General features: G+C 70.0%; 8 protein-coding genes. 6 read left to right on the plus strand and 2 right to left on the minus strand.

Features of this window, described 5'->3' with window-relative positions; translation table 11 throughout:
- Positions 1 to 28 precede the first annotated feature (28 nt).
- Both ABUW04_RS10615 and ABUW04_RS10620 read right to left on the minus strand, forming a co-directional pair.
- The gene (locus ABUW04_RS10615) at positions 29 to 3004 is read right to left on the minus strand and encodes a CBM35 domain-containing protein (protein ID WP_380564268.1); all 2976 of its coding nucleotides are present in this window, start codon (positions 3002 to 3004) and stop codon (positions 29 to 31) included.
- A 206-nt stretch (positions 3005 to 3210) separates the two neighbouring features.
- A complete protein-coding gene (locus ABUW04_RS10620) occupies positions 3211 to 4212 on the minus strand; it encodes a LacI family DNA-binding transcriptional regulator (RefSeq protein ID WP_380524802.1) in 1002 nt (333 codons plus the stop codon).
- Between the two features lie 292 nt (positions 4213 to 4504).
- On the opposite strand from ABUW04_RS10620, the gene ABUW04_RS10625 reads away from it, so the two are divergent.
- The 6 genes from ABUW04_RS10625 (at position 4505) to ABUW04_RS10650 (ending at position 14150) form a co-directional block, all read left to right on the plus strand.
- Entirely contained in the window at positions 4505 to 5899 is a 1395-nt protein-coding gene (locus ABUW04_RS10625; RefSeq protein ID WP_380564269.1) for an extracellular solute-binding protein, read from the plus strand.
- A 104-nt stretch (positions 5900 to 6003) separates the two neighbouring features.
- The gene (locus ABUW04_RS10630; protein ID WP_380564270.1) at positions 6004 to 6951 is read left to right on the plus strand and encodes a carbohydrate ABC transporter permease; all 948 of its coding nucleotides are present in this window, start codon (positions 6004 to 6006) and stop codon (positions 6949 to 6951) included.
- A gap of 5 nt (positions 6952 to 6956) precedes the next feature.
- Positions 6957 to 7850 carry a carbohydrate ABC transporter permease gene (locus tag ABUW04_RS10635; RefSeq protein WP_030261694.1) on the plus strand — a complete coding sequence of 298 codons (894 nt, stop codon included), beginning with the start codon at positions 6957 to 6959 and terminating at the stop codon, positions 7848 to 7850.
- A gap of 54 nt (positions 7851 to 7904) precedes the next feature.
- Positions 7905 to 9539 carry a glycoside hydrolase family 13 protein gene (locus tag ABUW04_RS10640; protein ID WP_380564271.1) on the plus strand — a complete coding sequence of 545 codons (1635 nt, stop codon included), beginning with the start codon at positions 7905 to 7907 and terminating at the stop codon, positions 9537 to 9539.
- Positions 9540 to 9749: 210 nt separating this feature from the next.
- Positions 9750 to 12401 carry a discoidin domain-containing protein gene (locus ABUW04_RS10645; RefSeq protein WP_380564272.1) on the plus strand — a complete coding sequence of 884 codons (2652 nt, stop codon included), beginning with the start codon at positions 9750 to 9752 and terminating at the stop codon, positions 12399 to 12401.
- Between the two features lie 99 nt (positions 12402 to 12500).
- Positions 12501 to 14150, plus strand: coding sequence for a glycoside hydrolase family 13 protein (locus tag ABUW04_RS10650; RefSeq protein WP_380564273.1), 1650 nt, complete (start codon positions 12501 to 12503; stop codon positions 14148 to 14150).
- The last annotated feature ends 45 nt before the right edge of the window (positions 14151 to 14195 follow it).

Consider the following 14195-nt stretch of genomic DNA (forward strand, 5'->3'; position numbering starts at 1 on the left):
CCGCGAGCCCAGGCTGCTGACGGGGCGTCTAGAAGCCCGAGTCGCCGCTGCCGCGGGTGATGGTGTAGCCGCCGGGGTTGTTGAGGCCGCCGGAGGCGGTGTTGCTGACGGTGACGCCGGTGGCGGTCATGCTGCCGGTGACGTCGTTGATGTTGATGCCGTAGGTGCCGGCGCCGTTGATCACGTCATTGGTCAGCGCCAGGTTGCTGATCTGGTGCGCGTAGCTGAGCAGCACGCCCTCGTAGGTGCTCCTGCTGATGGTGTTCCCGCTGACCGTCACCGGCTGGGTGATGTCGGACTGGTTGGCGTAGATCCACAGGCCGCCCAGCGAGGAGGACCAGTTGGAGTTGTAGGAGCCGGTCCGGGTCAGGGTGTTGTCCAGCACGTAGGTCGGGCCGGTGAAGCCCGAGCCGAAGGCCGTGCTGATGGTGACGCCGGAGCCGAAGGCCACGGTGTCCGCGACGGTGTTGTCCTCCACGGTGTTGTCGCCGCCGCCGTAGACACCGATGCCGTTGGCCTGGATCGGGCTCTGGACCGTGTTGTAGGCCAGCACGTCGCCGGTGACGTTGCCGCCCTCGGTGTCCAGCGCCAGTTCGTCGTCGCCGGTGTTGCGGACCACGGTCTGGTCCACCCGACTGTTGTCGGATCCGCCGTTGAAGTGGACGCCGTCGGCGAAGACGTCGCGGACGCGTGCCCCCGAGACGTACAGGCCGTTGGCCGAGTCGGTCCAGATGCCGACCTTGGCGTGCTCGACCCAGACGTCGAAGATCAGCGACCCGGGGCCGAAGTTGCCCTCGATCCCGGCCGCGCCCGAGTCGTTGTTGCGGCTGGTCTGGTCGCCGTCCATGGTCAGGTCGGCGATCTGGTCGGTGCCGCCGGTGGCGAACAGGCCGCCGGAGCCGTTGACCGCGGTGGAACGGATGACGGTGTACCACTCGCCGGCGCCGCGCACCGACACGTTGTCCAGGCTTACCTGGCCGGAGATGTCGTAGGTCCCGCTGGGGAACCACAGGCCCTTGCCGGTACCGGACAGGGCGGCCAGCGCGCTGTTGACGGCGGAGGTGTCGTCGGCGCCGCTGTTGGGGGTGACCCCGTAGCCGGTGACCGAGACGTAGCCGGCCGGCATGGTGAGCGCCGGGTCGACCTGCTCGGTGTCCACCGCGTCGATGGTGTAGGAGGAGGCGGTGTCGGCCGCGTCCTTCTGCAGCTTCAGCACGGTGCCGGCCGGCCAGTTGCCGATCAGCGCGCGGGTCTCGTCGTAGAAGTGGTGCGCCGCGCCGCTGCTGGGCGAGCGGGTGTCGTAGTAGCCGCCGCCGTACAGCCAGGAGTACTGGGTGGTCAGGGTGAGGTCCTGGACCTTGCTGCCGTTGGCGTACAGCGCGATCGGGGCGGTGGCGGTGGAGCCGTCGCTGTTGGCCGGGATCGAGTAGCGCAGCACGATCGAGTCGGCCGGCTTGCTGAGGGTGATCTGCTCGTACTGGCCGGTGGCGGTGAGCTGCACGGCCTGGCGGCCGGTGGCCTCGGCCTGCAGGCTCGGGTAGGTGGTGCTGTACGGCAGCACGGTGCCGTTGGTGCTCACCCCGGAGGAGGTCGCGGTGTACTCGGTGTAGGGCACGGTGGCGCCGGTGCCGGCCAGCGGGAGGCCGCCGGTCACCGTGACGTCGTCCAGCGCGATGTTGCCGCTGTCGCCGCTGCCGGTCTGCAGGCCGACCAGGTTCAGGCCGGTGCGCAGCGCCACGTTCTGAGTGGACGTCAGCCAGCCGCTGCCGGCGGGCAGGCTCAACTGGCCGCTGCGGACGCCGTTCAGGTAGAGCGAGATGGTCTGCGCCGAGCCGCTGGAGTTGGCGTAGCGCAGGACCACCGGGTAGGTGCCGGCGGACGGGGTGTCCACGTCGACGACGGCCTGGGAGCCCTGGGCGGTGAAGCCGGTGAGGTATCCGCTGCCGCTGTAGCCGGCGGTGGCGGTGGCGACGGCGGGGCCGCCGGTGAAGAAGGCGGTCTCGGCCTCGTAGGCCTGGCCGGACGGCGGCGTGCTGGAGGTGGAGGTCGGCGTGGGCGTCGGGGTGGGTGTGGGCGTGGAGGTGGCGGACCCGACGGTGATGTTGTCCAGGTTCACATTGCCGCTGTCGGTGCTGTCGAACTTGTAGCCGACGGTGTTGCTTCCGGCCTTGAGGGTCAGGCTGTCCGCATGGGTGCCCCAGGTGTTCCAGTCCGCGGTGGCGGCCAGTTGGTCCTGCTGGACCTTGGTGCCGTTGACGTACACCGACAGGGTCATCACCGAGCCGGTGCCGTTGGCGTAGCGCAGGGTGATCGGGGTGCTGCCGGCGCCGGAGGCGTTGACGGTGAAGACGGTGTCGGCGCTGCCCTTGTCGGTGTCGGTGTAGCCCTCGACGAAGCCGGTGCCGGTGTAGCCGGTGTGGTCGGTGCCGACCACGGCGCCGCCGGACAGCGCGGCCGACTCGGCCTCGTACTGGCCCGCGGGCGGTGCGCCGGCCGGGGTCACCGCGATGTCGTCCAGGTTCACATTGCCGGAGTCGGTGCTGTCGAACTTGTAGGCGACGGTGTTGCTGCCCGCCGCCAGGCTGAGGCTGTCGGTGTGGGTGGCCCAGGTGTTCCAGTCGGCGGTGGCGGTCAGTTGGTCCTGCTGGACCTTGGTGCCGTTGAGGTAGACCGACAGGGTCATGGTGGCGCTGGTGCCGTTGGCGTAGCGCAGTGCCACGCTCGCCGTCCCGGCCGATGCGGCGTTGACGGTGAAGACGGTGTCGGCGGTGCCCTTGTCGGTGTCGGTGTAGCCCTCGACGAAGCCGGTGCCGGTGTAGCCGGTGTGGTCGGTGCCGACCACGGCGCCGCCCGACAGCGCCGCCGACTCGGCCTCGTAGGTGGTGGTCGCGGCCGAGGCCGTCGGTGCGGACCAGGCGACCAGGGCCATCAGCAGGGCGATGAGGGTGGACACCGCGGTGAGCAGTGCGGTGGTGTGCGGTCTGCCGTCACGTGGGGTGGGCATGACGCTCCTGGGGGTGGGAGGAGGCGTAACGAATTGACCGGCACGGTAGTGCTACGGATAATTCCAGGCAATATCCGGCGAGAAATAGGAAATTTCTCGATGTCACGGCAGCAGGATCGCTTTCGCGACTTTCGCACCCGCCTGGCCTGGGGAAATTATCCCCAGGGAGGGTCGCCCCTCGATACCCGACATGAAATTAACTGCTGTCAGCTGTCGAGTTCTTGCCCGTGGTTGACCGGTGCCGGGCCGGTGGAACTCCGGACCACCAGTTCGGGTTCGTGCAGCAGTTCCTTGGGGGTCGGCGCATTGCCGCCCATCTGGTTGACCAGCAGGGTGACGGCGGCCTTGGCCATGGCTTCGATGGGTTGGCGCAGGGTGGTCAGCGGCGGGTCGGTGTAGTTCATGAAGGCCGAGTCGTCGTAGCCCACCACGGACACGTCCTGCGGCACCCGGAGCCCGGCCCTGCGGGCCGCGCGGATCGCGCCCAGCGCCAGCACGTCGCTGCCGCACACCAGTCCGGTCGCTCCGGCGGCCAGCAGCTCCGCGGCCGCGGCCTGGCCGCCCTCGAAGGAGAAGAGCGCGTGCGCCACCGGCTGCCGCGAGCCGGCCGGCGCCAGCGCCCGGAAGGCGGCGACCTTGCGCTCGGAGGGGGTGTGGTCCTCGGGGCCGACCAGCAGTCCGATCCGGCGGTGGCCCAGCGAGGTCAGGTGGGCGTGGGCCTGCTGGACGGCGGCGGTGTCGTCGGTGGAGACCTGCGGGAACCCCAGGTAGTCCACGGCGGCGTTGAGGAGTACCACCGGGACGCCGCGGCCCAGCAATTGCCGGTACTCGTCGGCGCTGAGGCCGCCGCAGAAGACCACGCCGGAGACCTGCTGGTCCAGCAGCATGGTCACGTACTCGGCCTCGGTCAGCCCGCCGGCGGAGCGGGTGCACAGCACCGGGGTGAAGCCGAGTTGGACCAGGGCGCCGCCGACGACCTCGGCCAGGGCGGGGAAGATCGGGTTCTGCAGCTCCGGCAGCACCAGTCCGACCAACCGGGCGCGCACGCCGCGCAGTTGGGTGGGGCGTTCGTAGCCGAGCACGTCCAGGGCGGTCAGCACGGACTGGCGGGTGGTGTCGGAAACGCCGGGCTTGCCGTTCAGGACACGGCTCACGGTCGCTTCGCTGACACCGACCCTCTTGGCGACTTCCGCGAGTCTACGAGTCATAGGACAGAACTATGTCATGAATCTGCGTTGGCTTGCGCAAGCAAAAGTCGGAAAGTCCCTGAGGTGTCGACTTCTTGCGTAAATAAGTTTGGCTATTGCGTGGCTGTTGGTGGCGTCGTAGCTTGTGCAGCACGCCGGAGCGATCAGCCCCTCACCTGGGGGGTTGCGGATCCGGGGGCCGAAGCCGCCGGCCCCGTGGCGTCTGAAGTGCAGCCCCGGACCCGCGACCCACCCGTCCGGCCTGCGCTGTCATGGCGGCCGTCGCATCTTACTCACCCTCAGGGATCTTCAGATGACTGGTAGCAGCATGGGCTCAAGAGCCCGCACGGCCGTCACCGTCGCGCTTGCGGCAGGTTTCGCACTCACCGTCAGCGCCTGTGGCAGCTCCAGCTCCGGAGCAGGCTCCGCCTCGCCCGCCGCCAACGGCCCGGTCACGATCACTGTGGGCTGCGAGCCCCCCACCACCCAGGCCCAGCCGCGCGCCGACTGGCTCGCCGACGTCGCCGCCTTCGAGAAGCTCAACCCGAACATCACCGTCAAGGGCGACGACGCCAACCCCTGCGACGACCCGGCCACCTTCAACGCCAAGCTCGCCGGCGGCAAGATGGACGACGTCTTCTACACCTACTTCACCGACGGCGCCAACGTCGTCGCATCCGGCCAGGCCGCCGACATCCAGTCCTACGCGAGCCAGATCCACGGGCTGTCCGACATCCAGCCGGCCCTGCTGAACATCTACCGGCAGGGCGGCACCGACTCCGGGCACCTCTACGGCATCCCCAAGGGCAACTACAGCCTCGGCCTGGTCTACAGCAAGACCCTCTTCCAGAAGGCCGGTCTGGACCCCAACAAGCCGCCGACCACCTGGGACCAGGTCGAGGCCGACGCGATCGCCATCAGCAAGCTGGGCGGCGGCGACGTCGGCTACGCCGACTACAGCGCGGCCAACACCGGCGGCTGGCACTTCACCGCCGAGCTCTACTCGCGCGGCGGCACCATGGTCTCCCCGGACGGCAAGTCGGCGAACTTCGACGACGCCAACGGCCTGGCCGTGCTGCAGTTCCTGCACAAGATGCGCTTCACCGACAACGTGATGGGCACCAAGCAGGGCCTGCAGTACAACGACCTGCTGCAGATGATGGCCTCCGGCAAGCTCGGCATGTACGTCGGCGACCCGGTCACCCTCACCACCATCCACGACCAGTACCACGTCTCCTACGACGACATGGCCGTCGGACCGATGCCCGGGGAGCAGGCCACCCTGGTCGGCGGCGACGGCTACATGTTCAACAAGAAGGACACCCCGGCCCAGATCGAGGCGGGCATCAAGTTCGTCAACTACGAGTTCCTCACCTCCGGCCAGGGCATGAACTTCAACTACCCCCGCCGGGCCGCCCAGAAGGAGCCGGTCGGCCTGCCCGAGCCGGACCTGTGGACCGGGGCCACCGCTTCCAGCGACGCCACCGCCATGGCCAAGTACGCCAACCTCCCGGTCCAGAACTTCGCCTCCTACGTGGCCGCGCTGCCCACGATGAAGCTGCTGGTCGAGCCGCCGCAGGCACAGGCCATCTACGCCCAGGGCGACAAGGCGGTCTACGGCGCGCTGACCAACCCCAACGCCAACCTCCAGCAACTGCTGGACACCTTCAAGGCCGCGACCAACAGCATCCTGGCCAACACCCCGTAGCAGCCGGACCGCCCCGGCCCCCGGAGCAGCACGATCCGCCTCCGGGGGCCGGCCGGTGGTCCCCCCGATCCCCTCGCAACCCCTCGGACGAGAGACCCACCCAGATGGCGACGATCAACGTGACCCACGCCGTGGCCCGCGACCTGAAGGCGGCGGCCAGGCCCGCACGGCGGGCCTCGTTCGGCCGCAGGCTGCGGCGCAACGCCACCGGCTACCTGTTCCTGCTCGGAGCGGTGATCTGCTTCGCACTGTTCTCCTGGTACCCGATGATCCGTGAAGTGATCATGAGCTTCCAGGTCACCAACTTCGCCGGCGCCACCAGGTGGGTCGGACTGCGCAACTACCAGCACATCATGTCCGACCCGGACTTCTGGAGCGCCTGGCGCACCACCGGGCTGTTCACCCTCTTCGCGCTGGTCTTCGGCTACGCGGTCCCGTTCTTCACCGCGATCGTCCTGAACGAGCTGCGGCACGCCCGGTCCTACTTCCGGCTGCTGGTGTACCTGCCGGTGATGATGCCCCCGGTGGCCGCGGCCTTCCTGTGGCGCTGGTTCTACACCCCGGACGACTCCGGGCTGTTCAACGGGGTGCTGCACTTCCTGCACCTGCCGACGGTGCAGTGGCTGCAGTCCTCGCACACCCTCGCGGTGCTCTGCCTGGTGCTCTTCTCCACCTGGATCAACATGGGCGGCACGGTGCTGGTCTACCTCGCCGCGCTCCAGGGCATCCCCGGCGAGATCTACGAGGCCGCCGAGATCGACGGGGCCGGGCTGTGGCGCCGGATCTGGCACGTGACGGTGCCGCAGACCCGGCTGATCCTCTCGCTGATGCTGATGCTGCAGATCGTGGGCACCATGCAGGTCTTCACCGAGCCCTACGTGATCACCGGCGCCTCCAACGACACCACCAGCGTGGTCTACCTGATCTACCAGTACGCCTTCAACTTCAACAACTACGGCAGCGCCTCGGCGCTCGGCTGCATGCTCCTGCTGGTCCTGGTCGGATTCGCGGGCGGCTACCTGTGGCTCAGCAGCCGTGCGGGCGAGGAGTGACCGCCATGGCAGCAGCGCACGAACCCCGGACCCGGACCCTGGTCTCGCAGGTCCAGCTGGACCGCCCGGTCGGCCGCACCGTGTACTGGACCGTCTTCTGGACGCTGATGGTGCTGTTCGCGGCGGTCTTCCTGTTCCCGCTCTACTGGATGGCCAGCGGCGGCCTGAAGTCCTCCCAGGAGATCATCCGGACCCCGCCGACCGTGGTCCCGCACCAGGTCCACCTGTCGAACTACGTCGCCGCCTGGAACGACGCCGACCTCGGCCGGCTCATCCTGAACACCGTGATGTACGCACTGGGCGCGCTCGCCTTCCAGCTGGTGTTCGACGTGGCCGCGGCCTACGCCTTCTCCAAGCTGCGCCCGGTGTTCGGCAACGCCGTGCTGTTCGCGATGCTGGCCAGCCTGATGATCCCCACCACGGTCATCGCCCTGCCGACCTACCTGACCGCCAACAGCCTGCCGTTCGTGCACTGGAGCCTGCTCAACACGCCGTGGGCGATCTGGCTGCCCTCGGTGGCCAGCGCCTTCAACATCTTCCTGCTGAAGCGGTTCTTCGACTCCATCCCCACCGAACTGCTGGCCGCCGCGGCCGTCGACGGCGCCGGACCGCTGCGCACGCTGTGGTCCATCGTGCTGCCGATCTCACGTCCGATCCTGGGCGTGGTGTCCATCTTCGCGGTGGTCGGTGTCTGGAAGGACTTCCTGTGGCCGCTGCTGGTGCTCACCGACACCTCGGTGCAGAGCGTCAACGTCGGCCTCAACCAGCTGAGCGTGGGCATCCCGCAGAACGTGCTCATCGCCGCGCTGGCCATCGCCTGCGTGCCGACGATCGTGTTCTTCCTGATCTTCCAGCGGAACATCATGGCCGGCCTCACCGCCGGCAGCATGAAGGGCTGAGCGTCTCCCCGACCCTGCCCCGACCGGCACCCCCTGCCTTGAGGAGACACCGCCGTGCAACACATCGACCACAACCCGGACCAGGCACACGGGCCCGCCGACTGGTGGCGCGGCGCCGCGATCTACCAGGTCTACGTCCGCAGCTTCGCGGACGACAACGGTGACGGCGTCGGCGATCTGGCCGGAGTGCGCTCGCGGCTGCCCTATCTGGCGGAACTCGGGGTCGACGCCCTGTGGTTCAACCCCTGGTACCCCTCGCCGATGGCGGACGGCGGCTACGACGTGACGGACTACCGGGACATCGATCCGGTGTTCGGGACGCTGGCCGAGGCCGAGAAACTGATCGCCGAGGCGTCCGACCTGGGGATCAGGACGATCGTCGACATCGTGCCGAACCACGTCTCGGACACCCACCGGTGGTTCGCACAGGCGCTGGCGGCGGACCCGGGGTCGCCCGAGCGGGCAAGGTTCTGGTTCCGTGAGGGGCGTGGCGCGGACGGCGAACTGCCGCCGAACGACTGGCCCTCGCAGTTCGGCGGACCGGCGTGGACGCGGGTCGCCGACGGGCAGTGGTACCTGCACCGCTTCGCCTCGCAGCAGCCGGATCTGAACTGGGGCCATCCGCAGGTGCGCGCGGAGCACGAGGACGTACTGCGGTTCTGGTTCGACCGCGGTGCGGCGGGAGTACGCATCGACTCCGCGGCGGAGGTGGCCAAGGACCCGTCGCTGCCGGACCTGGCCGCGTCGCCGGTGCCGCATCCCTATGTGGACCGGGACGAACTGCACGACATCTACCGGTCCTGGCGCAGGGTGGCCGACTCGTACGCCCAGCCACGGGCGCTGATCGGGGAGGTGTGGCTGCCGGATCCCGAGCGGTTCGCGCGCTACCTGCGCCCCGACGAACTGCACACCGCCTTCAACTTCGGCTTCCTGGCCTGTCCGTGGGATGCACAGCAGTTGCGGGAGCAGATCACCACGACACTGGCGGTGCACGCGCCGGTGGGGGCGCCGGCCACCTGGGTGCTGGCCAACCACGACATCACCCGGACGGTGACGCGCTACGGACGGGCGGACACCGGCTTCGACTTCGCGACCAAGGGGTACGGGATCGCGACGGACCTGGCCACAGGCACCCGGCGGGCCCGGGCGGCGGCGATGCTGACGCTGGCGCTGCCGGGGTCCGTGTACCTGTACCAGGGCGAGGAGCTGGGTCTGCCGGAGGTGGAGGACATCCCGGCGGACCGGATCGAGGACCCGATGCACCACCGCACCGCAGGCGCCGACCCCGGCCGCGACGGCTGCCGGGTCCCCCTGCCCTGGGACGGGAGCGCTCCCTCGGCCGGATTCGGCCCGGACGGCGGAGCCGAGCCCTGGCTGCCGCAACCCGCCGGCTGGAGCGACTTCTCGGTGGCCGCGCAGAACCAGGACCCCGACTCGATGCTGACGCTGTACCGCACCGCGTTGCGGCTGCGCCGGGCCGAGCCCGGCCTCGGCGACGGACCGATGGACTGGACCGGCTCGCACCCGCAGGTGCTCGCCTTCCGCCGGGGCCCGGACTTCACCTGCGCCGTCAACCTCGCCCCCACCCCGCAACTCCTGCCCGACCACACCTCGGTGCTGCTCAGCAGCGCCCCCCTCGACGGCGGCCTGCTGCCGCCCGACACCACGGTCTGGCTGCGGACGGCCTGACCCGCGGTCCCGGCGGCCTGCCCACCGCGGATCCCTGCGCCGTACCGCAGCCGTACAACCGGTCGCGCCGCCTCGAGGGGTGGTGGCGCGGCCCGGAGCCTCCGGCCGAAGCGTCCCGGCCGACGTGCCTGTCGCCGGTCCACTCCCCACCGTCGCCGGAGGCTCCACCTCCCCTGCCCGGGTACCACCCGATTCCCAAGGAGTCGTCCCGTGTCCATCCCCGTAGCCCCGAGCCGCAGACCGCTGCGCGGCACCCCCCGGAGCGGCCGCCGCCTGCGCGCCGCCATCACGGCCGCGCTGCTCGCGGGCCCTGCCCTCGCCCTGACCCTTCCGTCGACCGGCGCCGCCGCCGCGACCGGGGTGCCCGCCGCGCCGGGCGCGGCCGTGCCGTTCACCGAGTACAACGCGGCCACCAGCCCGTTCGCGCACACCAACGGAACCGTGCTCGGCCCCGACTACCGGTACGGCAGCCTCGCCGCCGAGGCGACCGGCCGCCAGGCCGTCCAACTCGTGGGCCAGGGACAGTATGTGAGCTTCCGTCTGACCAGGGCCGCGAACGCGGTGGACTTCCACTACGCGATCCCGGACTCGCTGCACGGCGGCGGCATCACTGCCCCGCTGAGCCTCTACGTCAACGGCAGGGCCACCACCGCGCTGTCGCTGACCTCACAGTTCAGCTGGCTCTACGGCACCTATCCGTTCCGCAACACCCCGGGCACCGGAATGCCGGACGGCCAGGTGCCGCACGACTTCTACAACGACGTCAGATACCGGTTCGCCACCACCCTGCCGGCCGGCACCGTGGTCAGACTGCAGGTGGACCCCGGCGACAACGCGCCCTGGTACGCCATCAACACCGCCGACTTCGAGCAGGTCGCCGCTCCGACGGCCAAGCCGGACGGGTACGCGGACGTCACCCAGGCCCCGTACAACGTGGACAACACCGGCGCCACCGACGTGACCGGGGCCCTGCAGCATGCCATCGACACCGCCTCGGCCGCCGGACAGGGCCTCTACCTGCCACCTGGCACCTACACCGTCAGCAGCCCGCTGAACGTGAACGCCATCGCCATCGCCGGCGCAGGCGAGTGGTACACCGTGCTCACCGGCAGGAACGTCGAGTTCAACGGGCAGCAGAACCCGCCCAGCAGCCATGTGGACATCTCCGGGCTGGCGATGTTCGGCAACGTCGACGTGCGGGACGACAGCAACAGCGAGGACACCGGCTTCAACGGCGGGTTCAGCGACTCCACCATCTCCGACGTGTGGATCCAGAACGAGAAGGTGGGAGCCTGGATCGTCGGCCCCAGCAGCAAGCTGACGATGCGCAACCTGCGGATCCAGGACACCACCGCCGACGGCATCAACCTCAACGCCGCCGACGGCCCGGTCACCGGAGCACTGCTGCGCGACAACTTCCTGCGCAACACCCAGGACGACGGCCTGGCACTGTGGTCCGAGAACTACGGGGACACCGACGACACCCTCACCCACAACACCGTGGACTCGCCCGGACTGGCCAACAACATCGGCGTCTACGGCTCCGGGGCCGGTGACGTCATCAGCGACAACCTGCTGCAGGACACCGTCACCCGCGGCGGCGGCATCGGTATCGGCCAGCGCTTCGACTCGGTGGGCATGTCGGGCCCGCTGGACATCACCGGCAACGTCCTGGCGCGCACCGGCCAGTGGGACCCCGGATGGGACTACGGCGTCGGGGCCGTCTGGTTCGACCCGCAGCAGGGCGACATGGACTCGGCGGTGAACATCACCGGCAACGCCCTCCTGGACAGCCCCTACTCGGCGTTCATGTTCCAGAACTCGAACGCATACACGGGTTCGGCGGTCACCACCCCGCCGACCGCCGGACACAGCGTCAGGAACGTCAGCATCAACGACAACCTGGTCGCCGGCGTCGGCAGCTACGTGTTCCAGGACCAGGCCCCCGGCTCCGTCTCGGTGTCCGGGACGGTGGCCACCGGTGTCGGCAAGTCCGGGATCTTCAGCTGCGGCGCGGGCTTCGCCATCAATCGCGGCCCCGGCGACTTCGGCTGGTCCAGCTCCACCTGCGGCATGCCGGGGACCAGCCCGCTGTGGACCTACCCCTCCACCGCCACCTTCGAGAACGCGACCGTCGGCACCGCCACCCCGGTGCAGCGGATCGCCGTCATGAACACCGGCACCGCCTCCGCCACCCTGGGCACGATCACGGCCAGCGCCGGCTTCACGGTCACCCCCGACCCGACCTACCCCTGCGCCACCTCGCTGCACCCGACCTCGCCCACCGACAGCGCCAACTGGTGCATGGTGGACGTCTCCTACACCGCGGGCGCGGCCGGCATCACCCAGGGCACGCTGACCGTCCCCAGCAGCGAGGGACGCCCCGCCACGGTGCAGCTCGTCGGCGACACCGACCCGATCGGCGGCACCGGCGGCGTGGCACCGCCCAGCAATCTGGCGTTGGACGCCACCATGACGGCGAGCAGCTCGCTGGAGTACTTCCCGGCGACCAACGCCAACGACGACAACGACGGCTCCTACTGGGAGAGCGAGGACGGTCAGCCCTTCCCGCAGACCCTCACCGCGGACCTCGGCTCGGTGCAGCCGGAGAGCAGTGTGGTGCTCACGCTGCCCTCCAACTGGGGCAGCCGGGTGCAGACGCTGTCCGTCCTCGGCTCCACTGACGGGACGGACTTCACCACCCTGGTCCCCTCCGCTGACTACACCTTCGACCCGGCCACCCAGAACAAGGTGACCGTCACCCTGCCGCCGGGCACCAACGACCGGTACCTGCAGCTCTCGGTCACCGGCAACACCGGCTGGACGGCGGCGCAGCTGTCCGAGTTCGAGATCTTCGGATAGCCGCGCAGGCCGCAGGACCGGCGTCCGGGATGCGCGTTCCCTGACCTCACGCACCCCGGACGCCTCTTCTTCACTCAACGGGCAAGGAGATTCCCCGCCATGGCTATTCGTGTACAGACCGCCGAGTGGTGGCGTGACGCCGTCATCTACCAGGTCTATGTACGCTCCTTCGCCGACGCCGACGGAGACGGGATCGGCGACCTGGCCGGGGTCCGTGCGAAGCTGCCCTACCTCGCCGAACTGGGCGTCGACGCGCTCTGGTTCAATCCCTGGTACCTGTCGCCGATGGCCGACGCCGGCTACGACGTGGCCGACTACCGGCGCATCGACCCGGTCTTCGGGGACCTGGAACAGGCCGAGGCGCTGATCGCCGAGGCGCACCGGCTCGGCCTGCGGGTGGTCGTGGACGTGGTCCCCAACCACCTCTCCGACCAGCACGCCTGGTTCCAGGAGGCACTGGCCGCCGAGCCGGGCTCCGAGGTGCGCGAGCTGTTCTGGTTCCGCCCCGGACGCGGCGAGAACGGCGAACTGCCGCCCAACAACTGGGACTCGGTCTTCGGCGGCCGGGCCTGGACCCGGGTGCCGGACCCGGACGGCAGCCCGGGGGAGTGGTACCTGCACCTGTTCGCCTCCGAGCAGCCCGACCTGAACTGGAACAACCCCAAGGTCGCCGAGGAGCACGAGTCCATCCTGCGGTTCTGGTTCGACCGCGGCGTGGACGGGGTCAGGATCGACTCGGCCACCATGCCGGCCAAGGACCCGGACCTGGCCGACTTCGACCCGGAGCACCCGCCGGTGCCGCATCCGTACGTGGACCGCGACGAGGTGCACGGCATCTACCGTGGCTGGCGCGCCGTCGCCGACAGCTACGCCGAACCGCGGGCGCTGATCGGCGAGGTCTGGCTGGACCGGCCCGACCGGCTGGCCGCCTACCTGCGCCCCGACGAGATGCACACCGCCTTCAACTTCGACTACCTGAACTGCCCGTGGGACGCGGAGCGGCTGCGGGAGGTCATCGACTCCACCCTGCAGGGCCACGCCCCGGTCGGCGCGGCGGCCACCTGGGTGCTGTCCAACCACGACGTGACCCGGCACGTCACCCGCTACGGGCGCGCGGACACCTCGATGGGCCGCAGCCCGGCCCAGCACGGCGCGCCGGTCGACCTGGCCCTGGGCACCCGCCGCGCCCGGGCCGCGTTCCTGCTCAGCCTGGCCCTTCCCGGCTCCACCTACATCTACCAGGGCGAGGAGCTCGGACTGCCGGAGGTCCAGGACCTGCCCGACGAGTCCCGGCAGGACCCGTACTTCTTCCGCACCCAGGGCGCGGACATCGGCCGCGACGGCTGCCGGGTGCCGCTCCCCTGGAGCGGGCAGGCGCCTCCGTTCGGCTTCAGCCCGCAGGGCGCCTCGGCGCCGCCCTGGCTTCCGCAGCCGGCTGACTGGGCCAGGCGCACCGTGTCCGCGCAGAGCGGCACGGCCGGCTCCACGCTGGAGCTCTACCGCGAGGCGCTGCGCCTGCGCCGGCACCGCCCGGAACTGCACGGCGACCGGTTCCGCTGGCTGGCCGAACCGGACCGGCGGACGCTGTACTTCGCCCGCGGCGGGTCCTTCCGCTGCCTGGTCAACCTCTCCGACGCCCCGGTGCCGCTGCCCGAGGGAGCGGAACTGCTGCTGGCCAGCGTGCCCACGGCGACTGCCGTGGTGCCGGCCAACACCACGGTGTGGCTGAGCTGCGTCGAACCGGGCTGACCGAACGGGCGCGGGGCGCGAGGACCGGAAGGTCCCCGCGCCCCG

Source organism: Streptacidiphilus jeojiensis, assembly GCF_042510965.1.
GTDB classification, from domain to species: domain Bacteria; phylum Actinomycetota; class Actinomycetes; order Streptomycetales; family Streptomycetaceae; genus Streptacidiphilus; species Streptacidiphilus jeojiensis.